Consider the following 23,977-nt stretch of genomic DNA (forward strand, 5'->3'; position numbering starts at 1 on the left):
CGGGCGTGGCGCCCCGCCACTCCCCCACCCGGGCACGGCACCCCCGGCTACGCGCCGGCCGCCCTGACGGCCCGGTCGGCGGCATCTCCCTGAGGCAGCATCTCCTCCAGTACGTGGTCGATCGCGGTGGCCCGTACGCCGAGCACGCGCTCGGTGTCGGACGCGTCGACGAGCAGCTCCCGGTCGTACGTGTACGCCATCTCGGGGATCTCGGCCATGACGGCGTCCCCGGCGACGGCTTCGGCCAGCTCCTGCGGGGTCATGGTCCGCAGCCTCGGGGCGGGCGCGCCCGCGGCCCGCGCGAGCCGCCCCATCAGCTCCCTCGGGGACAGCTCGGAGGTGGAGGGGACGTGCCAGGCGCGGCCCCAGGCGTCGTCCCGGGCGCCGACGGCGATCAGGGTGCGTGCGACGTCGTCCACGTAGGACCAGGCGTGCGGCCGGTCCAGGCCGACCGGGAGCACCGCCTCCGCGCCGGCGAGCACGGCCGGAGCCGCCATCAGGGGGAAGAGGCCGACGGCGGCCGCGCCGAGGAAGTCGCTGCCCCGGACCTCCGCGGCCCGTACCCGCCCGGCCCGGTGCGCCGCAAGGGCCTCCTCCCACAGGGCGGCGCGTACCCGTCCTTTGTCGGAGGTGGGCCGCATCGGCAGTGCGGGCGTCAGCGGGCCGGTCACTTCCCCGTACCCGTAGAGGTTCCCCAGCATCACGTAGCCGACGCCGGTCCGTTCGGCGGCGGTGAGCAGCGCGGCGGCGAGCGGCGGGAACTGCGTCCGCCAGTCCTGGTAGGCGGGGGCGGCGGCGTTGTAGAGGACCTCCGCCCCTTCGAGCAGTTGGGTGATCCGTGCGGCGTCGGTGACGTCCGCGGCGACCCGCTCGACGAGCGGATGCCGGGGGCCGCCGCCGCTGCGGGTGATGACGCGGACCTTCTCCCCGGCGTCCGCGAGCAGGCGGGCGGTGGCGGTACCGATCGCGCCGGCGCCGGTGATGACGTGCAGGGCCATGGCTGTACTCCCGTACTGAGGTGGCGGGTTCCTGGGTTCGACAGATCAACTTTCGCCGGGCGGAACGCCGTACAGTAGTGGCCCGAATGCCAGCCTCCCGGAGATTCGAGCCATGCCCCTTTCCCGTCCGCACCGCGTGGCGGTCATCGCGGTCCCCCCGGTGACGACCTTCGACCTGTCCATCCCCGAAGTGGTCTTCGGTGCGACGGACGTCGGGGAGGAACCCGCCTACGAGGTGACGGTCTGCGCCCCGGTCCCCGGCGTGGTCAAGGCCGCGATCGGCATCGACATCGTGGTGACGCACGGACTGGAGGCGGTCGAGCGGGCGGACACCGTGATGGTCACGGGTACGGGCTCCCGGATCAGCGCCGACCCGCGCGTACTGGACGCCCTGCGGAAGGCTGCCGCCGAGGGCCGCCGCATCACGTCGATCTGCACGGGGGCGTTCGTCCTCGCCCAGGCCGGCCTCCTCGACGCCCGCCGCGCCACGACCTTCTGGACCATGTCGGAGGAGTTCCGCCGGCTCTTCCCCGAGGTCGACCTCGTCCCCGGCGTGCTGTTCGTCGAGGACGGCAGGGTACTGACCTCGGCGGGCCTGTCGGCGGGGATCGACCTGTGCCTGCACATGGTGCGCTGCGACTACGGCTCGGCGGTCGCGAACGCCACCGCCCGCCTGGTGGTGGCGGCCCCGGTCCGCCCGGGCGGCCAGGCCCAGTTCATCGAGACCCCGCTCCCGCCCGAACGCGGCACCGCCCTCGCCGCGACCCGCGCCTGGGCCCTGGCCCGCCTGGACGAGCCGACCACCCTGGCCGAACTGGCCCGGCACGCGGGCCTGAGCGTCCGCACCCTGACCCGCCGCTTCCGCTCCGAGACGGGCCTGAGCCCCCTCCAGTGGCTCCTGCACCAACGCCTGGACCGGGCCCGGGAGATCCTGGAGACCACCACCCTCCCCATGGACCAGGTCGCCGCCCGCAGCGGCCTCGGCACCGCGGACTCCCTCCGCACCCACCTCCTGCGCCGCACGGGCCTCACCCCGACGGCCTACCGCGCGGCCGCTGTCAGTGCCCGCGATTAGCCTGGGCGGTGCCGAAGGATCACCACGAGCCACAGGGGGAAGTCATGAAGCACACACGCGGGTTGACGGTCGCGGCGCTGGGCGCGGCGCTGGCGATGACGGTCGGGGCGGGCCAGGCCGCGGCGGCGGAGGAACTCCTCCCGCACCCGGGCCCGGACGGGCTGATCTGGGTACCCGAGGTGACGGGATCCAGCGGCTTCGTCTCGGGCGGACTCTGGTCCAGGCTCGACACCTTCACCACCTTCGCCTGCGAGGGCGGCGGCAGCATCGAGGTGACCTTCCACCTCGACAACCACCCGGACCGCGACCCGGCCCCCTTCACCCTGAACTGCCCCGCCGGTTCCCCGGCCGCCGTCACCGTCCCCCTGGGCACCGGCCTGACGGGCGGCTTCGGCGCCACGGTGACCACCTCGTCCCCGTCCATACGCTGGGCGGCCACGGTCACCCAGCCCGAGTAACCCACCCCGGCACGCCACAGCGCCCGCCATCCCTGGTCGGGGACATGACGGGCGCTGTGTCAGAATTCCGCACCTCGTTGTACGGACCGTATGAGGGGTCCCGCCCTTCGCGGGGCGGGGGTGCTGCCGGGTGTTACACCATCAGCGAGCGGTCCGTCGGCTTGACCGGGTACGGGAGGGCGCTGGAGCCGGTCAGGAAGCGGTCGACGCCGCGGGCGGCCGAGCGGCCTTCCGCGATGGCCCAGACGATGAGCGACTGGCCGCGGCCCGCGTCGCCGGCGACGAAGACGCCGTCGACGTTGGTCGTGTAGGCGGCGTCGCGCTCGATGTTGCCGCGCGCGTCCATCGCCAGGCCGAACTGCTGGACCAGGCCGTTCTCCTGGTCGGTGCCCGTGAAGCCCATCGCCAGGGTCACCAGCTGCGCGGGGAGGACGCGCTCGGTGCCGGGCTGCTGGACGAGCTTGCCGTCGACGAACTCGACCTCGACCAGGTGCAGGGCCTGGACGTTGCCGTCCTCGTCGCCCTCGAAGTGGGTGGTGGAGACGGAGTAGATCCGCTCGCCGCCCTCCTCGTGGGCCGAGGTGACCTTGTACAGCATCGGGAAGGTCGGCCACGGCTGGCCGGTGGGCCGGTCCTCGGAGGGACGCGGCATGATCTCCAGCTGCGTGACGGACAGCGCGCCCTGGCGGTGGGCGGTGCCCACGCAGTCCGCGCCGGTGTCGCCGCCGCCGATGACGACCACGTGCTTGCCCTCGGCCGTGATGGGGGGCGCCACGAAGTCGCCCTCCTGGACCTTGTTCGCGAGGGGGAGGTACTCCATCGCGAAGTGGATGCCCTTGAGGTCACGGCCCGGGACCGGGAGGTCGCGGGAGACCGTGGCGCCGGCCGCGATGACCACCGCGTCGAACCGCTTGCGCAGGTCGGTGGCCGTCAGGTCGCGGCCGATCTCGATGCCGGTACGGAACTTGGTGCCCTCCGCGCGCATCTGCTCGATGCGGCGGTTGATGTGCACCTTCTCCATCTTGAACTCGGGGATGCCGTAGCGCAGCAGCCCGCCGATGCGGTCGGCGCGCTCGTACACGACCACGGTGTGGCCGGCCCGGGTCAGCTGCTGGGCGGCGGCCAGACCGGCCGGGCCGGAGCCGATGACGGCGGCCGTCTTGCCGGAGAGGCGCTCCGGCGGCTGCGGGGTGACGTCGCCGTTGTCCCAGGCCTTGTCGATGATCGAGACTTCGACGTTCTTGATGGTGACGGCCGGCTGGTTGATGCCGAGCACGCACGCCGACTCGCACGGAGCGGGGCACAGGCGGCCCGTGAACTCCGGGAAGTTGTTGGTGGCGTGCAGGCGCTCGGACGCGGCCGTCCAGTCCTCGCGGTACGCGAAGTCGTTCCACTCCGGGATCAGGTTCCCGAGCGGGCAGCCGTTGTGACAGAACGGGATGCCGCAGTCCATGCAGCGGCCGGCCTGCTTGCTGATGATCGGGAGCAGCGAGCCCGGGACGTAGACCTCGTTCCAGTCCTTGAGGCGGTCAGCCACAGGACGGGAGCAGGCGGTCTCGCGGGGGGTGGTGAGGAAGCCCTTCGGGTCAGCCATGGGTCGCCGCCTCCATCATCTTCTCCGTGGTCTCGGATTCCGAGAGTCCGGCGAGCTCAGCGGCGTCCTTGGCGGCGAGCACTGCCTTGTACGTGGTCGGGATGATCTTGCTGAAGCGGGCCGCCGAGGCGTCCCAGTCAGCCAGGAGCTTCGCGGCCACGGTCGAGCCGGTCTCCTCCTCGTGGCGGCGCACCACATCGTGCAGCCACTGCTTGTCGGTGTCGGAGAGCTCGGTCTCGACCGCGCCCGTGTTGCCGACGTTGACGTTGTCCGGGTCGAGGTCGATGACGTACGCGACGCCGCCCGACATGCCGGCCGCGAAGTTGCGGCCCGTCTCGCCGAGGACGACGGCCTGGCCGCCGGTCATGTACTCGCAGCCGTGGTCGCCCACGCCCTCCGAGACGACCAGGGCGCCGGAGTTGCGGACGCAGAAGCGCTCGCCGGTGCGGCCCCGCAGGAACATCTCGCCGCCGGTGGCTCCGTAGCCGATGGTGTTGCCGGCGATGACGGAGTACTCGGCGAGGTGGTCGGCGGCGCGGTCCGGGCGGACCACGATGCGGCCGCCGGAGAGGCCCTTGCCGACGTAGTCGTTGGCGTCGCCCTCCAGCCGCAGGGTGATGCCCTTCGGCACGAAGGCGCCGAACGACTGGCCGGCGCTGCCGGTGAAGGTCAGGTCGACGGTGTTGTCGGGCAGGCCCGCGCCACCGAACTTCTTGGTGACCTGGTGGCCGAGCATGGTGCCGACGGTCCGGTTGATGTTGCGGATCGCGACCTGGGCGCGGACCGGCAGGGCCGCCTCCGCGGTGTCGGCGTTCAGCGCGTCGGCCGCGAGCTCGATGAGCTCGTTGTCGAGGGCCTTCTCCAGTCCGTGGTCCTGCTCGATCAGGGCGTGGCGGACCGCGCCCTCGGGCAGCTCGGGCACGTAGAACAGCGGCTCGAGGTCGAGGCCCTGCGCCTTCCAGTGCGTGACGGCCTTCGTGGTGTCGAGCAGCTCGGCGTGGCCGACGGCCTCCTCGATGGAGCGGAAGCCCAGGTCGGCGAGGAGCTCGCGCACCTCCTCCGCGATGAACTCGAAGAAGTTGACGACGAACTCGGGCTTGCCGGAGAAGCGGTCGCGCAGGACCGGGTTCTGGGTGGCGATGCCGACGGGGCAGGTGTCCAGGTGGCAGACGCGCATCATGACGCAGCCGGAGACGACGAGCGGCGCGGTCGCGAAACCGAACTCCTCGGCGCCGAGCAGCGCGGCGATGACGACGTCGCGGCCGGTCTTGAGCTGGCCGTCCGTCTGGACCACGATGCGGTCGCGCAGCCCGTTGAGCAGCAGGGTCTGCTGGGTCTCGGCGAGGCCGAGCTCCCAGGGGCCGCCCGCGTGCTTCAGGGACGTCAGCGGGGAGGCGCCCGTTCCGCCGTCGTGGCCGGAGATGAGGACGACGTCCGCGTGGGCCTTGGACACACCCGCGGCGACCGTACCCACGCCGACCTCGGACACGAGCTTCACGTGGATGCGCGCGACCGGGTTGGCGTTCTTGAGGTCGTGGATCAGCTGAGCCAGGTCCTCGATGGAGTAGATGTCGTGGTGCGGCGGCGGGGAGATCAGGCCGACGCCCGGGGTGGAGTGCCGGGTCTTGGCGACCCACGGGTAGACCTTGTGGCCGGGCAGCTGGCCGCCCTCGCCGGGCTTGGCACCCTGCGCCATCTTGATCTGGATGTCGTCCGCGTTGACCAGGTACTCGCTGGTGACACCGAAGCGGCCGGAGGCGACCTGCTTGATGGACGAGCGGCGCGCCGGGTCGTACAGGCGGTCCGGGTCCTCGCCGCCCTCACCGGTGTTGGACTTGCCGCCCAGCTGGTTCATGGCGATGGCGAGGGTTTCGTGCGCCTCCTTGGAGATGGAGCCGTACGACATGGCGCCGGTGGAGAAGCGCTTGACGATGTCGGCGACCGACTCGACCTCGTCGATGGAGATCGAGGGACGGCCCCCGTCCTCGGCGGCCTTGAAGCCGAAGAGGCCGCGGAGCGTCATCAGCCGCTCGGACTGCTCGTTCACCCGGTCCGTGTACTTCTTGAAGATGTCGTACCGGCGGTTGCGGGTGGCGTGCTGGAGGCGGAAGACCGTCTCCGGGTCGAAGAGGTGCGGCTCGCCCTCGCGGCGCCACTGGTACTCGCCGCCGATCTCCAGCGCGCGGTGCGTGGCCGCGATGCCGGAGGCCGGGTACGCCTTGGCGTGGCGGGCGGCCACCTCCTTGGCGACGACGTCCAGGCCGGCGCCGCCGATCTTGGTGGCGGTGCCCGCGAAGTAGGTGCCGACGAAGTCCTCGTTCAGGCCGACGGCCTCGAAGACCTGGGCGCCGCGGTAGGAGGCGACGGTGGAGATGCCCATCTTGGACATGACCTTCAGGACGCCCTTGCCGAGCGCGTAGATCAGGTTCTTGATGGCCTGCTCCGGCTCCAGGCCGGACAGGAAGGTACCGGCGCGCAGCAGGTCCTCGACGGACTCCATGGCGAGGTACGGGTTGACGGCGGCCGCGCCGTAGCCGATGAGCAGCGCGACGTGGTGGACCTCGCGGACGTCACCGGCCTCGACGAGCAGACCCACCTGGGTGCGCTGCTTCGTCGCGATGAGGTGGTGGTGCACGGCGGAGGTGAGCAGCAGCGAGGGGATCGGCGCGTGCTCGGCGTCCGAGTGGCGGTCCGACAGGACGATCAGGCGGGCGCCGGCCTCGATGGCCGCGTCGGCCTCGGCGCGGATCTCCGCGATCCGCGCGGCGAGGGCCTCGCCGCCGCCCGAGACCCGGTAGAGGCCCGAGAGGGTGGCGGCCTTCAGGCCCGGCATGTCGCCGTCGGCGTTGACGTGTATGAGCTTGGCCAGCTCGTCGTTGTCGATCACCGGGAAGGGCAGGGTGACGCTGCGGCAGGACGCGGCGGTCGGCTCGAGCAGGTTGGACTGCGGGCCGATCGAGGACAGCAGCGAGGTGACGAGCTCCTCGCGGATGGCGTCCAGCGGCGGGTTGGTGACCTGCGCGAACAGCTGGGTGAAGTAGTCGAAGAGCAGCCGGGGGCGCTCGGACAGGGCCGCGATCGGGGAGTCCGTACCCATGGAGCCGAGCGGCTCGCCGCCGGTGCGGGCCATGGGCGCGAGGATGACGCGCAGCTCTTCCTCGGTGTAGCCGAAGGTCTGCTGGCGGCGGGTGACCGAGGCGTGGGTGTGCACGATGTGCTCGCGCTCGGGCAGGTCCGACAGCTCGATCTCGCCGGTCTCCAGCCACTCCGCGTACGGGGCGGCGGCGGCCAGCTCGTTCTTGATCTCGTCGTCCTCGACGATCCGCTTCTGGGCGGTGTCGACGAGGAACATCTTGCCGGGCTGGAGGCGGCCCTTGCGGACGACCTTGGCCGGGTCGATGTCGAGGACGCCGACCTCGGAGCCGAGGACGACGAGGCCGTCGTCGGTGACCCAGTAGCGGCCGGGGCGCAGACCGTTGCGGTCGAGGACCGCGCCGACCTGGGTGCCGTCGGTGAAGGTGACGCAGGCCGGGCCGTCCCAGGGCTCCATCAGGGTGGAGTGGTACTGGTAGAACGCGCGGCGGGCCGGGTCCATGGAGGTGTGGTTCTCCCACGCCTCCGGGATCATCATCAGCACGCTGTGCGGCAGCGACCGGCCGCCGAGGTGGAGCAGCTCCAGGACCTCGTCGAAGGAGGCCGAGTCGGAGGCGTCGGGGGTGCAGATCGGGAAGATGCGGTCCAGGGCGCCGTCGCCGAAGGCGTCGGAGGCCAGCTGGGACTCGCGGGCCTTCATCCAGTTCCGGTTGCCCTTGACCGTGTTGATCTCGCCGTTGTGCGCGACGAAGCGGTACGGGTGGGCGAGCGGCCAGGACGGGAAGGTGTTCGTCGAGAACCGGGAGTGGACCAGGGCGAGCGTCGACGCGAAGCGACGGTCGGAGAGGTCCGGGAAGAAGGGCTCCAGCTGGCCGGTGGTCAGCATGCCCTTGTAGACGATGGTGCGGGCGGAGAGCGACGGGAAGTAGACCCCGGCCTCGCGCTCGGCGCGCTTGCGCAGCACGAAGGCCTTGCGGTCCAGCTCGATGCCGGTGCTGCCGTTGCTGACGAACAGCTGCGAGAAGGCCGGCATGGTGGCGCGGGCGCCGTTGCCGAGCAGGTCCGGGGTGACCGGGACCTCGCGCCAGCCGAGGACCGTGAGGTTCTCCTGGGCGGCGATGGCCTCGATCTGCTCCACGGCGACGGCCTGTGCGGTGCCGTCGGCGGGGAGGAAGGCGATGCCGACGGCGTACGCCCCGGCCTCGGGAAGGTCGAAGGAGGTGACCTCGCGCAGGAACGCGTCCGGCACCTGGGAAAGGATTCCGGCGCCGTCGCCCGAGTCCGGCTCGGATCCGGTGGCGCCCCGGTGCTCAAGGTTCCGCAGTACGGTCAGCGCCTGCTCGACGAGGGTGTGGGTCGCCTCGCCGGTGAGGTTCGCCACGAAACCGACGCCACAGGCGTCCTTCTCGTTGCGCGGGTCGTACATGCCCTGCTGGGCGGGGCGACCGTCCATGGGCGACCAGGCGTTGGTGCTGAGGCCGGTCGCGGAGTGCGTGGATGCGGAACGCATCGGCTCTCCCGTCGTCGTCGTGGCATATGTGCATAGCCGAGGGACGACGTTGGCCCTCTGCGAAATTTCGTGCAGGTTACATGATGACGGCAATCCCGAGAACCGGATATCGCATTCCAGCATGCGGACACAGCGCGAAGCAGATGAAAGGGACCTTCAGGCAGGTTGCAGGGGTTTCTGCACGACTTCTGCGGGCGCAACCCTGGGAGAAGGTCCCGGCGCGATGCGGGCATCATTGCCCGGCGCCCTGGTCTGATGCCCCGCGGTCACGGAATCGAAACCGCCGGGTAACGGACTACTTATGTTGCGTACTGCATAGTGTCTCACTCCCGCGCCGGTTAGCCTACGGCGCTGCCGATCCAGCTTCCCAGGATGTACGTCACACCGGCGGCCGCGCCACCCAGGACGAGCTGGCGCAGCCCGCTGAACCACCAGGACCGGGCCGTGACCCGCGAGACCACCGCACCGCAGGCGAAGAGCCCGACGAGCGCCAGCAGCACGGCCGGCCACAGCGCGGTCGCGCCGAGCAGGTAGGGCAGTACGGGCAGCAGCGCGCCCAGCGAGAAGGAACCGAAGGACGACACGGCGGCGACGAGCGGCGAGGGCAGGTCCTCGGGGTCTATCCCGAGCTCCTCGCGGGCGTGGATCTCCAGCGCCCGCTCCGGGTCGCGGGACAGCTGCATCGCGACCTCGCGGGCGAGCGCCGGCTCGACGCCGCGCGAGACGTAGAGCTCGGCGAGCTCCTCCATCTCGTCGACCGGGTGCTTGCGCAGCTGCTGGCGCTCCACGTCCAGCTCGGCGAGGACCAGCTCGCGCTGCGAGGCGACGGAGGTGTACTCGCCGGCGGCCATCGAGAAGGCGCCGGCCGCGAGACCGGCCAGACCGGTGATCACGACGGTCTGCGGGGAGACCGCACCGCCGGCCACACCGGTCATCAATGCGAGGTTGGAGACGAGCCCGTCCATCGCGCCGAACACGGCCGGGCGCAGCCATCCGCCGTTGACGTCGCGGTGGGTGTGGTTGTCGCGGTGGGCGGTGTGAAGCGGTGCTTCGATGTCGATGATGGACATGCGGCGTATCTCCCCTTTTCGTACGAGTGGGTACGCGAAGGCGACGCGCAGGACTTCCACTCCCCCTGAACACCTCGAAACTACGCACGATTTTTGCCGCCCGCCAGCAAGGAAGGCCGTACTTACCTGGGGTTTCGCGCCTCGGCGACCGGGTGACGGGGGGCTCCGTGAGGCGTTTCGCGGCGAGCGACAAACCTCATGCCGTGGCACAAATCCCCCAAGGGCTCATCATGAGTCCCATTCAAGTGGAGAGGCGCGCGATGGAGCTGATTGCATGCAATCCGCAGGTCCTCCTCGAACGGGCCAGGGGCGCGCTTCTCGGCCTCGCGGTGGGTGACGCGCTGGGCGCCCCCGCGGAGAACATGAAGCCGTCGGAGATCCGGGCCAAGTGGGGCCGGATCGAGGGCTTCGTGTCCGAGGACCCGGCGGGCACGGACGACACCGAGTACGCGATCTTCTCCGGCCTGCTGCTGGCCCGGCACGGATCGGCCCTCACCGTCGCGCACGTCGAACGGGCCTGGCACCACTGGATCGCCGACCTCGACGAGGGCCCGTTCCGGGGCGCCGGCTTCTCCGAGCGCGGCACCCTGGAGAACCTCCGCCGGGGCCTGGCCGCGCCCATCTCGGCACAGCACCGGCACGCCTGGTCGGACGGTCTCGCCATGCGGGCGGCGCCGTTCGGGGTCTTCGCCGCGGGCAGGCCCGCCGAGGCCGCCCGGCTCGTCGCCATCGACGGCACCGTCAGCCACGACGGCGAGGGCATCTACGGCGGCCAGGCGGTCGCCGCCGGGGTCGCGGCGGCGATGGCGGGCGGCTCCCCCGCCTCGGTGGTCTCGGCGGCCCTCTCCGTGATCCCCTCCGACTCCTGGACGGCCCGCTCCCTGCGCCGCGCGGTCACCGCCGCCCCGCGCGGGGAACGGGCGGTGCGCTCCGCGGTGGTCATCGGCGGCTACCCGTGGACGGACCTCGCCCCCGAGGCGGTGGGCCTGGCCTTCGGGGCCTTCGCCGCCTGCGCGGGCGACTTCCGCTCGTCCGTCCTGACGGCCGTGAACATGGGCCGGGACGCCGACACCACGGCCGCGGTGGCGGGCGCGCTGTCCGGGGCCCTGTCGGGGGCCCCGGCGATCCCCGCCGACTGGGCCTCGGCCGTCGGACCGGTCCGGGGCAGCTGCCTCCCGTCGATGCGCGGCTACCACGTCCTGGACATCGCCGACCTCCTCACCCCCGAATCCGAGACCCCCCGATGACCCCGGACCCGGCCCCGCCCGCACAGACGGCGGCCACGCCGACCCCGCCCCGGCCCCCGGGCCCCGCCGCCCCGGGCCGCGCCCTCACCGCCCCCGACCCCGCGCGCACGCGGCCCCGTACGGCCGCCGCACCCCCGGACGGGACCCGCGCCGCCCCGGCCGCGGGAGCGCTCGCGCAGCCCCGTACCCCGCCCCCGGACGGGGCCCGGCGGATCGAGGGGTTGTTGCTCGGGCTCGCCGCGGGCGATGCGGCCGGGTGGCCCGCCGCACGGCACCGGGCCAGCCGGATGCCCGAGTGGACCCGCCGCCTCACCCGCGAGCTCGACACCTTCGCGGAGCAGAACGCCACCACCACCCTCCCCGTCCCCATCGCCCTCAACCAGCCCCCCGAGCCGCTGCGCCTCGGCCCCTCCGACGACGCCGAATGGGCGGCCTTCGCCGCCGAGTCCGTCCTCACCGCCGCCGGGGTGCTGCTCAGCGACCTCAGCCGCTCCCGCAGGATGCGCGCCGCCATCGACCTGGCCTGGAACGCCCTGGCCTCCGAGGTCGCGGCGGCAGCCGAACGCGCGCCGGAGGTCGAGTCCGCCGTGCTCCCGCTCCGCGCCCGGATCTCCGTCCGCGCGGGCCTCGGCAACCTCGCCGCCGGCCTGCGCCCGCCCGCCACCGGCCACGACAACCCGCACTACTTCGACGACGCCGCCTGCGTCCGCGCCTGCGTCCTCGCCGTCGTCCACCCGGGAGACCCCCGCGCGGCGGCGGACCTCGCCGAGTTCGACGCCCGCTACACCCAGGACGGCGACGGGGTCCACGGCGCCCGCGCCATGGCCGCCGCCCTCGCCACCGCCCTGGGCGGGGCCGGCGTCGACGCGGCCGTCGACGCCGCGCTCGAACAGCTCCCCGAGACCACGGAGATCGGCCGCAACGCCCGCCACGCCGTCAAACTCGCCCGTACCCACACCGAGGGCGGGGCCTTCGCCATCGTCCCCACCCTCGAACACGAGATCGTGGACCACGTCTACAGCTACGGCATCGCCGCCGCCGAGACCGTCCCCGTCGCCCTCGCCCTCGCCACCGCCGCCCGCGGCCGCGTCGGCGAGGCCGTCCCCGCCGCCGCCTGCCTCTCCCGCGTCGCGGACTCCGCCCCCGCCCTCGCCGGCGCCCTCACCGGCGCGCTCGGCGGCGGCGACTCCCTGCCCGCCGCCTGGCGCGAGGCCTGCCGGACCCTGTCCGGCTGCGCCCTCCCGCGCCTCGCCGGAACCGACCTCGTCGAACTCGCCGCACTCCTCACCCGTACGGAACTCACCTCACCCAAGGGATGATTCGGACATGACCCTCACACTGGAGGACCGGGCCACCGGGGCCCTCGTCGGAGCCGCCGTGGGCGACGCCCTCGGCGGCCCGGTGGAGGGCTGGTCCCCGGACCAGATCCTCGAACGCCACGGAGGCCGCGTGCACGGCATCGTCGGCCCCTGGTACGAGGACTGGCGCACCGCCAGACCCATCGCGCCGTACCACAAGGGCGACGGGCACGTCACCGACGACACCCTGATGACGCACGCGCTGGTACGGGTCTACGCGACCGTACGCGACCACCTGGACGCCTACGCGGTCGCCGACCACCTCGTCCCGGACCTGATGACGGTCCCCCGCTGGATCCCCGAACTGGAGGCGGAGGCCCTGCCGCTCCAGCGGGTGTTCCTCGCCGAGAAGTGGATCGTGACCCGGCTGCACTACGCGCACGCCGACCCGCGCGAGGCCGGCACCGGCAACATCGTCAACTGCGGCGCGGCGATGTACATGGCGCCGGTCGGGCTGGTCAACGCCGGCCATCCCGCGGCCGCGTACGCCGAGGCGCTGGACGTCACCGGCGCGCACCAGTCCTCGTACGGGCGGGAGGCGGCGGGCGTCTTCGCGGCGGCCGTGGCGGCGGCGTGCGTACCGGGCGCGACGGCCGCCTCGGTCGTGGACACCGCCCTGTCCCTGGCCAAGGACGGCACCCGCGCGGCCATCGCCGCCGTGGCCGAAGAGGCCGTCCGGCACCGGGACTTCGAGTCGGCGCTCGCCCCGCTGCGGGCGGCGGTCGCCCCGTACGACTCGGTCGGCCCGGACTACCGCGCCCCTTCGCTCGGCGCCCGCCGCCCCTCGCGCCTGCACTCCATCGAGGAACTCCCGATCGCCCTCGGCATGCTGCTGATCGGGGACGGCTCCTACGAGACCGCCGTGCTCGGGGCCGTCAACTACGGCCGGGACTGCGACTCCACGGCCACCATGGCGGGGGCGATCGCCGGCGCCCTGGGCGGCGAAGCCGCGGTCCCGGCCGCCTGGGCCAAGCAGGTCGCCGAGGCCAGCCGCCTCGACCTGCACGCCCCGGCCGTGACGCTGGCCGCGGTGGCCCGGGAGGTCTTCGCCCGGGACCGGACCCGCCGCCACGCCCACGAAACGGCCTTCACCACCCTCACCTCCCCCCGATGACCACCCCCCGGCAACCCCCGCCCAGGGAGGCCCCCGGCCGGGAGGCACCCGGGCCGTCCGCCACCGGCGCGGAGGCCCTCGTACGGCTGTCCTGGGCGCAGCCCGAGGACCTGATCGGGCACGAGCTGCGACAGGCGGCGGAGGACGGCCGCGACGCCGGGCCGGTGCTGCGCGCCTGGCTGGCGGCGGGCGGGCGCCCGGCCCCCACCCGGGCCGGGGCCTCCCCCACCCCGGCCCCGCCGGAACTCCGCACCCTCGCGCTACGCCTCCTCGACGACCTGGCGGCCCTCCCCACCCCGTCGAGCGCCACGGAACCCACCCCCTGGCCGGCCCTCCGCGCCACCTGGCCCCCCGAACCGGCCCACCGACGACCCGCCCGGCAGCTCACCGACCCGAACCCCGGACCGGTCACCGAGGCAGGCTCCGGTCCGGGCGCCGGACCGGGCGCCGGACCGGGCGCCGGGGTCGATGTCATGCTGTGCCGGAGGCTAGAGGCCGCGTGGGTCGGGCGGGCCGCCGGGTGCGTGCTCGGCAAGCCCGTCGAGAAGCTCCCCCTGGAGGGGATCCGGGCCCTGGCCCGCGCCGCCGGCAACTGGCCGCTGGGCGACTGGTTCACCGCCCGCGGCGTCCCGGCGGAGCTCCTGGCCGCGTACCCCTGGAACCGCCGCTCCGCCCCCACCTCCCTCGCCGAGAACATCGACGGCACGCCCGAGGACGACGACCTCAACTACCCCCTCCTCGGCCTGCTCCTCCTCCAGCGGCACGGCAAGGGCTTCACCACCGCCGACGTGGCCGCGCTCTGGCTCGACGAACTCCCCGCCGGCCGCACCTTCACCGCCGAGCGGATCGCGTACCGGAACCTCCTCCAGGGCCTGGAGCCCCCCGACACCGCCACCCACCACAACCCCTTCCGCGAATGGATCGGCGCCCTCATCCGCGCCGACGTCCACGGCTGGACCAACCCCGGCGACCCGGCCGCCGCCGCGGCCCAGGCCTACCGGGACGCCGCCCTCACCCACACCGCGAACGGGCTCTACGCCGCCCTCTTCACCGCCGCCGCCGTCGCCGAGGCGGCCACCGGCCGGGCTGACGTCCACACCGCGCTGCAGGCCGGGCTGGCCGTCGTACCGCCCCGCTCGCGCCTCGCCGACGCCGTGCGCTTCGGGATCCGTACCGCCTCGGACGAGGCCGACTTCGACCGCGTCGTGGACCGGCTGCACGCCTGCTACGGCCACTACCACTGGGTGCACGCCCTCCCCAACACCGCCCTGATCGCGGCCGCCCTCACCCACGCCGACGGGGACTTCACCCACTCCGTCTGCCGCGCGGTGTCCGGCGGCTGGGACACCGATTCCAACGGCGCCACGGCCGGGTCGCTCGCCGGGCTCCTGGCCGGCTCCCCCGACCGGATCCCGCACCGCTGGACCGCCCCCCTCAAGAACCGCCTCGCCACCACCGTCCCCGGCTTCGACGGCATCGGCTTCGACGCCCTCGCCCACCTCACCGCCCAGGAGGCAGCCCACTCATGACGGCCATCGCCGTGCTCGGCAGTACCAACATGGACCTCGTCGCCTACGTGCCCCGGGCCCCCCGCCTCGGGGAGACCGTCACCGGCCGGGAGTTCCGTACCGTCCCCGGCGGCAAGGGCGCCAACCAGGCCGTGGCCGCCGCCCGGCTCGGCGGGGAGGTGCTGATGATCGGCGCGGTCGGGGCCGACGGGTTCGGGACGCGGCTGCGCGCCGCGCTCACCGCCGCCGGGGTGGAGACCTCCGCCCTGCGCACCGTCGAGGGCGCCAGCGGCACCGCGCACATCACCGTCGACGACGACGGCGCGAACAGCATCGTCGTCGTCCCCGGCGCCAACGCCCGCGTGACGGGCCTGGAGCCGGGCGACGAGAGCCGCATCGGCGCCGCCGACTCCCTCCTCCTCCAGCTCGAACTCCCCCTGGAGGCGGTCCTCGCCGGAGCCCGAGCGGCCCGCGCGCACGGGGTCCGTACGGTCCTCACCCCGGCCCCCGCGCGCCCGCTGCCGCACGAACTGCTGGAACTCGTCGACCTGCTGGTGCCGAACGAGCACGAGGCCGCTGCCCTCACCGGCTTCACCGATCCGTACGGCGCGGCCGAGGCGCTGCTGCGCGACGTGCCGGAGGTGGTGGTCACCCTGGGCGCGGCCGGGGCCCTGTACGCGGCGCGCGGGCGGGAGCCGCTGACCGTGCCCGCGCCGCGCGTACGGGCCGTGGACACCACGGCGGCCGGGGACACCTTCGTGGGGGCGCTCGCGGTGGCGCTCGGCGAGGGCCGCCCGATGCCCGAGGCCCTCGCCTGGGCCGCGTCCGCCGCCGCCCTGTCCGTGCAGCGGACCGGCGCCCAGGACTCGATGCCGACCCGCGCCGAGGTGGACCGGCCCGCGGACGCCCGCGGCCCGGAACCGGAACCGGAACCGAAACCGGAACCGGAACCGGACGCCGTCCCGCACACCGTCCCCGCCCCCGGAGCCGCAGCCACCGCCGGGCCGCGCCCCGCCCCCGGGACCGGCTCGTGACACCCGCCACGGGGCCCGCCCCCGCCGCCGCCCGGACGCCGGGGCCACTGGAAGGGCTCCGCGTCCTCGACCTCGCCACCCTCTTCGCCGGGCCGCTGGCCGCCACCCTGCTGGGGGACTTCGGCGCCGAGGTGGTCAAGGTCGAGCACCCGCTGCGCCCCGACCCGTCCCGGGGCCACGGCCCCGCCAAGGACGGGATCGGCCTGTGGTGGAAGCTGCTCGGCCGGAACAAGCGGACGATGACCCTCGACCTGTCCACGCCCGGCGGCCGGGACACCCTGCTGCGGCTGGCCGCCTCCGCCGACGTGGTCGTCGAGAACTTCCGCCCCGGCACCCTGGAGCGGTGGGGGCTGGGCTGGCCGGAGCTGTCCGCGGTCAACCCCCGGCTGGTCCTGGCCCGCGTCACGGCCTTCGGCCAGCAGGGCCCGTACGCCCACCGCCCGGGCTTCGGCACCCTCGCCGAGGCCATGAGCGGCTTCGCCGCGATCACCGGGGAGCCGGACGGGCCGCCGACCCTGCCGCCGTTCGGGCTCGCGGACTCCATCGCCGCGCTGACGACCGCGTACGCGGTGATGACCGCGCTGGCCGGCCGCGACCGGACCGGGCGGGGGCAGGTCGTGGACCTGGCCATCATCGAGCCGATCCTCACCGTGCTGGGCCCGCACCCGCTCTGGTACGACCAGCTCGGCTACGTCCAGCCCCGCACCGGCAACCGCTCCGCCAACAACGCCCCCCGCAACACCTACCGCAGCGCGGACGGCCGCTGGCTGGCGGTGTCCGCCTCGGCGCAGTCCGTCGCGGAGCGGCTGGTACGGCTGGTCGGGCGGCCCGAGCTGACCGGTGAGCCCTGGTTCGCGACCGGCTCGGGGCGGGCCGCGCACGCGCACGTGCTGGACGAGGCGGTCGGCGGTTGGATCGCCCGGCACAAGGCGGAGGAGGTGGTGGCCGCCTTCGAGGAGGCCGAGGCGGCCGTCGCCCCGGTGTACGACGTCCGGGACGTGATGGCGGACCCGCAGTTCGCGGCCCTGGACACCGTCACGGAGGTCGAGGACCCGGAACTGGGCCCGCTCCGCATGCAGAACGTCCTCTTCCGGCTGTCCGCGACCCCGGGCGGGATCCGCTGGGCGGGCCGCCCGCACGGCGCGGACACCGAAGCCGTCCTGACCGAACTCGGCCTGACCGGCGCCGAGATCGCCGCTCTCCGCACGGAGGGAGCTCTGTGATCCTGACCTGGCTCTACGCACCCGGGGACCGCCCGGAGGTGGTGGCCAAGGCCCTCCAGCGGGGGGCCGACGCCGTCATCGTGGACCTGGAGGACTCGGTGTCGGCCTCCCGCAAGGAGTACGCCCGCGCGGCCACCGCCGAGCTTCTGGCCGAACGCCCGCCGGTGCCCGTCCACGTCCGCGTCAACGCCCTCGGCTCCCCCTGGGCGGGCGCCGACCTGACGGCCCTGGCCGGTCTGCGCGGGCTCGCCGGGCTGCGGCTGCCCAAGATCGACGCCCCGGAGCAGGTCGCCCGGGTCGCCGACCGCACCGGCGGGGTGGCCCTGTACGCGCTGCTGGAGTCGGCCCTCGGCGTGGAGAGGGCGTACGAGATCGCGCGCGCCCACCCCGCCCTGCACGGGCTGACCCTGGGCGAGGCGGATCTGCGCGCCGACCTCGGCGTCAGCGCGGAGGCCGGGCTCGACTGGCCGCGTTCCAGGGTGGTGGTCGCGGCCCGGGCCGCCGGACTGGCGCCCCCGGCCCAGTCGGTGTTCCCGGACATCCGGGACCTGGAGGCCCTGGCCGTCTCCTGTGCCCGCGGCCGGGCCCTGGGGTTCTTCGGCCGGGCGGCGATCCACCCCCGCCAGCTCCCGGTGATCGAGCGGGCCTACCTCCCCGGGCCGGAGGAGGTCACCGCCGCCGAGGAGATCGTCACGGCCGCCCGGGCCACCCCGGGAGCCCTGGCCCTCCCCGACGGCCGCTTCGTCGACCCGGCGGTGGTAGCGGCGGCCCACCGCACCCTGACCCTGTCCCGCCGCTCGAACTGACCACCGCAAACCCGCCCACCACTCGGCCCCCGGGGCCCGCACCCCGACCGCCCGCCGGGGCCGCGGGCCGGTACCCGGAACGCACGGGAGGCGTGCCGCTCGGTACGCGGCACGCCTCCTGTCACCCTGGCCCGTCCGGACCGGGCGGGGTCACTTCTTCCCGGCCTCCGGGGCCACGCTCTCGGCGGGCGCGGCCTTGGTCAGGTCGGCCTTGGCGGGCTTGCCCGGCTCGGCGTCCTCCGCGTCGGCGGCGGCCGGGGCGTCCTTCGGCCCGGCGTCCTTCACGTCGGCTTCCTTCGACGCACCGGCCTTCACCTCGGCGTCCTCGGAGCCCACGTCCTTGGAAGCCACAGCCTTGGAAGCCACAGCCTTGGAAGCCGCGTCCTTGGAGCCCGCGTCCTTCGACCCGGCGTCCTTGGAAGCCGCGTCCTTGGAGCCCGCGTCCTTCGACCCGGCGTCCTTGGAGCCCGCATCCTTCGCCCCCGCGTCCTTCGCCGCCCGGGCGGCGTCGCCCTCGGGCAGCGCGTCCTTCGGGTCGGCCGGTTCGACGACCGCCTCGCGGCCCGGCCGCAGCTTCGCGGAGAGCACGAAGTAGACGACCGCCAGCACGAAGACCACGATCGCGGTCCACACGTTGAGCCGCAGGCCGAGGATGTGGTGGGCCTCGTCGACCCGCATGTACTCGATCCAGCCGCGGCCCAGGCAGTACGCGGCCACGTACAGGGCGAAGGCCCGGCCGTGTCCGAGCTTGAAGCGGCGGTCGGCCCAGATCACGAGCGCGGCGACGCCGAGGCACCACAGCGACTCGTACAGGAAGGTCGGGTGGTAGGTGCCGGCGACCCGGTTGGGGCCCTCGCTGATCTCCAGCGCCCACGGCAGGTCGGTGGCCCGGCCGTACAGCTCCTGGTTGAACCAGTTGCCCCAGCGGCCGCAGGCCTGGGCGATGGCGATGCCGGGGGCCAGGGCGTCGGCCCAGGCGGGCAGCGGGATGCCGCGCAGCCGGCAGCCGATCCAGGCACCGACCGCGCCGAGCGCGATGGCGCCCCAGATGCCGAGGCCGCCTTCCCAGATCTTGAAGGCGTCGACCCAGTTGCGGCCTTCGCCGAAGTAGAGCTGGTAGTCGGTGATGACGTGGTAGAGGCGTCCGCCGACCAGGCCGAAGGGCACGGCCCACACGGCGATGTCCGCGACGGTGCCCGGCTTTCCGCCGCGTGCGATCCACCGCTTGTTGCCGAGCCAGACGGCGACGAAGACGCCGATGATGATGCAGAACGCGTAGCCGCGGAGCGGGATCGGTCCGAGATGGATCACGCCGGTCGACGGACTGGGGATATAGGCAAGGGTCATGGCAGGCATGACGCTACCTTGCCGGGCGGTACCGACCGCAACCCGCCCGGCAAGCTGAAACCAAAACCACACACGGCGACCGGCGCCGCTCAGCCCTCCCCGGCGCCCTGGGACCCGGCCCTGGACGTGCCGGACCCGCCCGATCCCCCCGCCGCCTTCGACTTCGCCGACGACGAGGCGGAGGGCGAGGCGGAGGCGGATCCCTTCCCGGTCCCCTTCGCCGCACCGCCGGAGGCCCCGGCCCCGGCCCCGGCCGCTGCCTCGACCTTCGCCTTCAGCTTCTGCGGGGTCAGCGGGTCGGCCTGGTCGGCGAAGATGTCCTTGCCGTCGAGGAGCACCGTCGGGGTGCCGCGGAACTTCCCGGCCTTGAAGGCGTCCTGGGACTTGCCGACCCAGCTGTTGTGGGTGCCGTCCTCCACGCAGGAGCGGAAGGCGGGGGTGTCGAGCCCGTCGACCTGGGTGGCCAGCTCCAGCAGCTTGGCGTTCTTCCCGTAGGCGTCGTCCGTCTCCTGCGGCTGGTTCTGGAAGAGGACGTCGTGGTAGGCGGTGAACTTGCCGGCGTCCTGCGCGCAGGCGGCGGCGTTCGCCGCCTTCAGCGAGCCGGTGCCGCCCATGTTCCCGTCGATCAGGGTGACGATGTGGTAATCGGTCTTGAGCAGGCCCTTGGCCTCCAGCTCGTGGATGGTGTCCTTGTAGTTGGTCTCGAAGGACTTGCAGGCCGGGCAGCGGAAGTCCTCCCAGACGGTCAGCTGGGACTTGGCCTCGCCCTTGCCGGTCTGGATGGCGAGCGCGTCCTTGCCGGTGGCCCCCGACGGCGCGACCACCGGGCCCGCCTTGTCGGACTTGGACCCGGATCCGGCATTGGCGGCGATCAGGCCGACGACGGCCGCCAGGCCGAGTACGCCGACCACCGCCGCCGACACGACGAGGGTCCGCCGGCGCTTGTCCCGGGTCTTCTGCCGCTCGCGCTCCAGCTGGAGTCGCTCCCGGGCCGATCGTTTCGTCGCATCGCGGTTCGCACCGTCGTTCTTCTCGCTCACGTTCCGCCAAACGAAGCGGGGAGGCACTCGCGTGCCTCCCCGCTCCCACTTCCACCCGATCGGGCTACAGAACCCCGTCCCGGGCCCGTCCGGCGTCAGGACCTGCGTACGCCTTCCGCAAGCTCGCCCGCCAGCGCGCGCACGGCTTCCAGCCCGGCGGGCAGGTCCGGCGCGTCCAGCAGCAGCTTCACGAAGGCCGAGCCGACGATCACCCCGTCGGCGAAGCGCGCGACCTGCTTGGCCTGGACGGCGTTGGAGACGCCCAGACCCACGCAGACCGGCAGGTCGGTGGTGGTACGGGTGCGGCGGACCAGTTCCTCGGCCTCGTTGCCGACGGACTCGCGGGTGCCGGTGACGCCCATGAGGGAGGCGGCGTAGACGAAGCCGGAACCGGCGGCGGTGATGGTCGCCAGGCGGGCGTCCTGGCTGCTGGGGGCCACGACGAAGACGGTCGCGAGACCGTGCTTGGCCGCGTGCTCGCGCCACAGCGCGGACTCCTGGACCGGCAGGTCGGGCAGGATGCAGCCCGCGCCGCCGGCGGCGGCCAGCTCGGCGGTGAACCGCTCGACGCCGTAGCGGTCGATGGGGTTCCAGTACGTCATGACCAGGATCGGGACCCCGGTGGCCTCGAAGGCCTCGCGGACGGTGCGCAGCACGTCGGCGATCTTCACGCCGCCGCGCAGGGCGATGTCGTCGGCGGTCTGGATGATCGCGCCGTCCAGGACCGGGTCGCTGTGCGGGAGGCCGATCTCGACGACGTCCGCGCCGCCGGCGATGACGGCCTTGACGGCGTCGATGGCGCCGTCGACGGTCGGGAAGCCGGCCGGGAGGTAGGCGACGAGGGCCGCGCGGTCCTCGGACTTCGCCTTGGCGAGGGTGGTGCTCAGCAGTTCCAGGTTCCCCGTGCTCACTTGTTCTCCCCCTCGGTCTGGTCGGTTCCGTCGTAGAGGCCGAAGTAGCGTGCGGCCGTGTCCATGTCCTTGTCGCCGCGGCCGGACAGGTTGACGACGAGCAGGCCGTCCTTGCCCAGTTCCTTGCCGAGGTCGATGGCGCCGGCGAGGGCGTGCGCGGACTCGATGGCCGGGATGATGCCCTCGGTGCGCGAGAGCAGGCGCAGGGCCTGCATGGCGGCGTCGTCGGTGACGGCGCGGTACTCGCCGCGGCCGGTGTCCTTGAGGTAGGAGTGCTCGGGGCCGATGCCCGGGTAGTCCAGACCGGCGGAGATCGAGTAGGGCTCGGTGATCTGGCCCTCCTCGTCCTGGAGGACGTAGCTGCGGGAGCCGTGCAGGATGCCGGGCTCGCCGGCGGTGAGGGTGGCGGCGTGCTCGCCGGTCTCCACGCCGTGTCCGGCGGGCTCGAAGCCGACGAGGCGGACGTCGGCGTCGGGGATGAAGGCGTGGAAGAGGCCGATGGCGTTGGAGCCGCCGCCGACGCAGGCCGCGACGGCGTCGGGCAGGCGTCCGGCGCGCTCCAGGATCTGGCGGCGGGCCTCGACGCCGATGACTCGGTGGAAGTCGCGGACCATGGCCGGGAAGGGGTGGGGGCCGGCGACGGTGCCGAAGAGGTAGTGGGTCTCCTCGACGTTGGCGACCCAGTCGCGGAAGGCCTCGTTGATGGCGTCCTTGAGGGTCCGGGAGCCGGACTTCACGGCGATGACCTCGGCGCCCAGCATGCGCATGCGGGCGACGTTGAGGGCCTGGCGCTGGGTGTCGATCTCGCCCATGTAGACGGTGCAGTCGAGGCCGAAGAGCGCGCAGGCGGTGGCGGTGGCCACGCCGTGCTGGCCGGCGCCGGTCTCGGCGATGACGCGGGTCTTGCCCATGCGCTTGGTGAGCAGCGCCTGGCCCAGCACGTTGTTGATCTTGTGTGAGCCGGTGTGGTTGAGGTCCTCGCGCTTGAGGAAGATCCGGGCGCCGCCCGCGTGCTCGGCGAAGCGGGGCACCTCGGTGAGGGCGCTGGGGCGGCCGGTGTAGTTGACCATGAGCTCGTTGAGCTCGGCGGCGAAGGCCGGGTCCCCCTTGGCCTTCTCGTACTCGACGGCGACTTCGTCCACGGCGGCGACGAGCGCCTCGGGGATGAACTTGCCGCCGAAGTCACCGAAGTAGCCCTCGGCGTTGGGGACGTGACCCTCCGGGTCCGGAATGAAGAACGAGCTGGTGGACATGGCCACTACTCCTACGGGTGCGGAATGCGATGACGACGGGGGGCGGGTGCACCGTATTGCGCCGTCGGTCCGCTGCGGGCGCACCCCGCTGAGGGGTGGGGTGCCGTACGGACGGACCGGCCCGCGCCGGGAGCCTGGGGCCCGGGGCGCGTGGCCGTACGCGACCGCCCGCCCGGTACGTCTCGCGTACCGGGCCGGGGCAGCCGTCGTTACAGCGCGGCTCCGCCGCGCCATCGCATGCCGTTGACCTGACCGGGCTCGGAGCCGATCACGTAGCGCACCCGCCGCCCGTGCACGCGCCGGGCCGGGGCGCGGCAGCCGCGGGGGCGGCAGCCGCGCGCCAGGGGCGCGTGCGCCGTCGGCACGCCGGACGGGCCGTGGCCCGAGCGGGTGCGGACGGAGGGGCGGGAAGGAGGCATGGGAGTGTCAGCTCCGGCCGTGGCGCAGGGCGGGGTGGGCGCCGGCGGCGACGAGGTCGGCCACGGCCGCCTTCGGGTCGCGTCCGGTGACCAGGGATTCCCCGACGAGGACGGCGTCGGCGCCCTCGTTGGCGTAGGCGATCAGGTCGTGGGGTCCGCGGATGCCGGACTCGGCGACCTTCACGATGTGGGGCGGGATCTCTCCGACGATCCGCTCGAAGGTGGAGCGGTCGACCTTGAGGTCCTTCAGGTTGCGCGCGTTGACGCCGATGATCTTGGCGCCGGCGGCGACGGCACGCTCGATCTCCTCCTCGTCGTGGACCTCGACGAGCGGGGTGAGGCCGATGGACTCGGCCCGCTCGATGAGGGAGACGAGGGCCTCCTGCTCCAGGGCCGCGACGATCAGCAGCGCGAGGTCGGCGCCGTAGGCGCGGGCCTCCCACAGCTGGTACGCCGTGACGATGAAGTCCTTGCGCAGGATCGGGATGTCCACGCGGGCGCGGACGGCCTCCAGGTCGGCCAGCGAGCCGCCGAAACGACGCTGCTCGGTGAGGACGGAGATGACCGCCGCACCGCCGGCCTCGTAGTCGGCGGCGAGCCCGGCCGGGTCGGCGATCGCGGCAAGCGCGCCCTTGGAGGGGCTGGAGCGCTTGACCTCGCAGATCACCTTGACGCTGTCGCCACGCAGGGCGGCGACACCGTCCTTGGCCTGGGGCGCCTTGGCGGCACGCTCCTTGAGCTCGTCGAGGCTGACGCGGGCCTGCCGTTCGGCAAGGTCTTCGCGGACCCCTTCGATGATCTCGTCGAGCACACTCACGCGAGCGGCCCCCTTCCGGGTTGATGACGGTCGGCTGCCTTGCGGACAGGTACCGCTGCAAGGTCAGCACTCAAATGGTATCCGCAGGTCGCCGCGGCCTCC

The 23,977-nt window shown here is 73.5% G+C and carries 18 protein-coding genes and 1 pseudogene; 9 read left to right on the plus strand and 10 right to left on the minus strand.

Annotation, left to right across the window (positions count from 1 at the left end; translation table 11 throughout):
* Nucleotides 1-47: 47 nt before the first annotated feature.
* On the minus strand, nt 48-998 hold the full coding sequence (locus OOK31_RS22975; protein WP_267089186.1) for an NAD-dependent epimerase/dehydratase family protein: 951 nt from the start codon (nt 996-998) through the stop codon (nt 48-50).
* Between the two features lie 112 nt (nt 999-1,110).
* Here OOK31_RS22975 and OOK31_RS22980 point away from each other — a divergent pair, with 112 nt between their 5' ends.
* Together OOK31_RS22980 and OOK31_RS22985 are read left to right on the plus strand one after the other, a co-directional pair.
* A complete protein-coding gene (locus OOK31_RS22980; protein WP_267089187.1) occupies nt 1,111-2,073 on the plus strand; it encodes a GlxA family transcriptional regulator in 963 nt (320 codons plus the stop codon).
* A gap of 44 nt (nt 2,074-2,117) precedes the next feature.
* Entirely contained in the window at nt 2,118-2,531 is a 414-nt protein-coding gene (locus OOK31_RS22985; RefSeq protein WP_267089188.1) for a hypothetical protein, read from the plus strand.
* A gap of 133 nt (nt 2,532-2,664) precedes the next feature.
* On the opposite strand, the gene OOK31_RS22990 is transcribed toward OOK31_RS22985, so the two are convergent.
* The 3 genes from OOK31_RS22990 to OOK31_RS23000 all read right to left on the minus strand — a co-directional run bounded on the left by OOK31_RS22990 (nt 2,665) and on the right by OOK31_RS23000 (nt 9,798).
* Nucleotides 2,665-4,125 carry a glutamate synthase subunit beta gene (locus tag OOK31_RS22990; protein WP_267089189.1) on the minus strand — a complete coding sequence of 487 codons (1,461 nt, stop codon included), beginning with the start codon at nt 4,123-4,125 and terminating at the stop codon, nt 2,665-2,667.
* Complete coding sequence (gene gltB, locus OOK31_RS22995; RefSeq protein WP_267089510.1) at nt 4,118-8,671, minus strand: glutamate synthase large subunit; 4,554 nt, start codon at nt 8,669-8,671, stop codon at nt 4,118-4,120. The genes OOK31_RS22990 and gltB overlap by 8 nt, the downstream gene beginning before the upstream one ends.
* 395 nt (nt 8,672-9,066) lie before the next feature.
* Nucleotides 9,067-9,798: a VIT1/CCC1 transporter family protein gene (locus OOK31_RS23000; protein ID WP_267089190.1), complete on the minus strand. Its 732-nt coding sequence runs from the start codon at nt 9,796-9,798 to the stop codon at nt 9,067-9,069.
* Between the two features lie 260 nt (nt 9,799-10,058).
* Between OOK31_RS23000 and OOK31_RS23005 the strand changes: the two genes are divergently transcribed.
* From OOK31_RS23005 to OOK31_RS23035, 7 genes are read left to right on the plus strand one after another with little or no spacing between them, the layout of a single operon-like run.
* On the plus strand, nt 10,059-11,045 hold the full coding sequence (locus OOK31_RS23005; protein WP_267089191.1) for an ADP-ribosylglycohydrolase family protein: 987 nt from the start codon (nt 10,059-10,061) through the stop codon (nt 11,043-11,045).
* Nucleotides 11,042-12,364, plus strand: coding sequence for an ADP-ribosylglycohydrolase family protein (locus OOK31_RS23010; protein ID WP_267089192.1), 1,323 nt, complete (start codon nt 11,042-11,044; stop codon nt 12,362-12,364). The genes OOK31_RS23005 and OOK31_RS23010 overlap by 4 nt, the downstream gene beginning before the upstream one ends.
* 7 nt (nt 12,365-12,371) lie before the next feature.
* The gene (locus OOK31_RS23015; protein WP_267089193.1) at nt 12,372-13,517 is read left to right on the plus strand and encodes an ADP-ribosylglycohydrolase family protein; all 1,146 of its coding nucleotides are present in this window, start codon (nt 12,372-12,374) and stop codon (nt 13,515-13,517) included.
* Complete coding sequence (locus OOK31_RS23020; protein ID WP_267089194.1) at nt 13,514-15,046, plus strand: ADP-ribosylglycohydrolase family protein; 1,533 nt, start codon at nt 13,514-13,516, stop codon at nt 15,044-15,046. Before OOK31_RS23015 ends, OOK31_RS23020 begins: the two co-directional genes overlap by 4 nt.
* A complete protein-coding gene (gene rbsK, locus OOK31_RS23025) occupies nt 15,043-16,059 on the plus strand; it encodes a ribokinase (protein ID WP_267089195.1) in 1,017 nt (338 codons plus the stop codon). Before OOK31_RS23020 ends, rbsK begins: the two co-directional genes overlap by 4 nt.
* Nucleotides 16,056-17,282, plus strand: coding sequence for a CaiB/BaiF CoA-transferase family protein (locus tag OOK31_RS23030; protein ID WP_267089196.1), 1,227 nt, complete (start codon nt 16,056-16,058; stop codon nt 17,280-17,282). Before rbsK ends, OOK31_RS23030 begins: the two co-directional genes overlap by 4 nt.
* Complete coding sequence (locus OOK31_RS23035) at nt 17,279-18,088, plus strand: CoA ester lyase (protein ID WP_267089197.1); 810 nt, start codon at nt 17,279-17,281, stop codon at nt 18,086-18,088. The genes OOK31_RS23030 and OOK31_RS23035 overlap by 4 nt, the downstream gene beginning before the upstream one ends.
* A 366-nt stretch (nt 18,089-18,454) precedes the next feature.
* On the opposite strand, the pseudogene lgt reads toward OOK31_RS23035, so the two are convergent.
* The 6 genes and pseudogenes from lgt to trpC form a co-directional block, all read right to left on the minus strand.
* Nucleotides 18,455-19,435, minus strand: a pseudogene (gene lgt / locus OOK31_RS23040) (prolipoprotein diacylglyceryl transferase); the annotation flags it as partial.
* A gap of 89 nt (nt 19,436-19,524) precedes the next feature.
* Nucleotides 19,525-20,475 carry a thioredoxin domain-containing protein gene (locus OOK31_RS23045; protein WP_267089198.1) on the minus strand — a complete coding sequence of 317 codons (951 nt, stop codon included), beginning with the start codon at nt 20,473-20,475 and terminating at the stop codon, nt 19,525-19,527.
* A gap of 95 nt (nt 20,476-20,570) precedes the next feature.
* A complete protein-coding gene (gene trpA, locus OOK31_RS23050; RefSeq protein ID WP_267089199.1) occupies nt 20,571-21,386 on the minus strand; it encodes a tryptophan synthase subunit alpha in 816 nt (271 codons plus the stop codon).
* On the minus strand, nt 21,383-22,639 hold the full coding sequence (gene trpB / locus OOK31_RS23055) for a tryptophan synthase subunit beta (RefSeq protein WP_267089200.1): 1,257 nt from the start codon (nt 22,637-22,639) through the stop codon (nt 21,383-21,385). Before trpB ends, trpA begins: the two co-directional genes overlap by 4 nt.
* A gap of 209 nt (nt 22,640-22,848) precedes the next feature.
* Nucleotides 22,849-23,058, minus strand: a complete 210-nt coding sequence (trpM, locus tag OOK31_RS23060; RefSeq protein WP_267089201.1) for a tryptophan biosynthesis modulator TrpM — start codon at nt 23,056-23,058, stop codon at nt 22,849-22,851.
* Nucleotides 23,059-23,065: 7 nt separating this feature from the next.
* Nucleotides 23,066-23,875, minus strand: a complete 810-nt coding sequence (gene trpC, locus OOK31_RS23065; RefSeq protein WP_267089202.1) for an indole-3-glycerol phosphate synthase TrpC — start codon at nt 23,873-23,875, stop codon at nt 23,066-23,068.
* Nucleotides 23,876-23,977: the final 102 nt, after the last annotated feature.

Origin of the sequence: Streptomyces sp. NBC_00249 (assembly GCF_026342355.1) — a bacterium.
Taxonomy (GTDB): domain Bacteria; phylum Actinomycetota; class Actinomycetes; order Streptomycetales; family Streptomycetaceae; genus Streptomyces.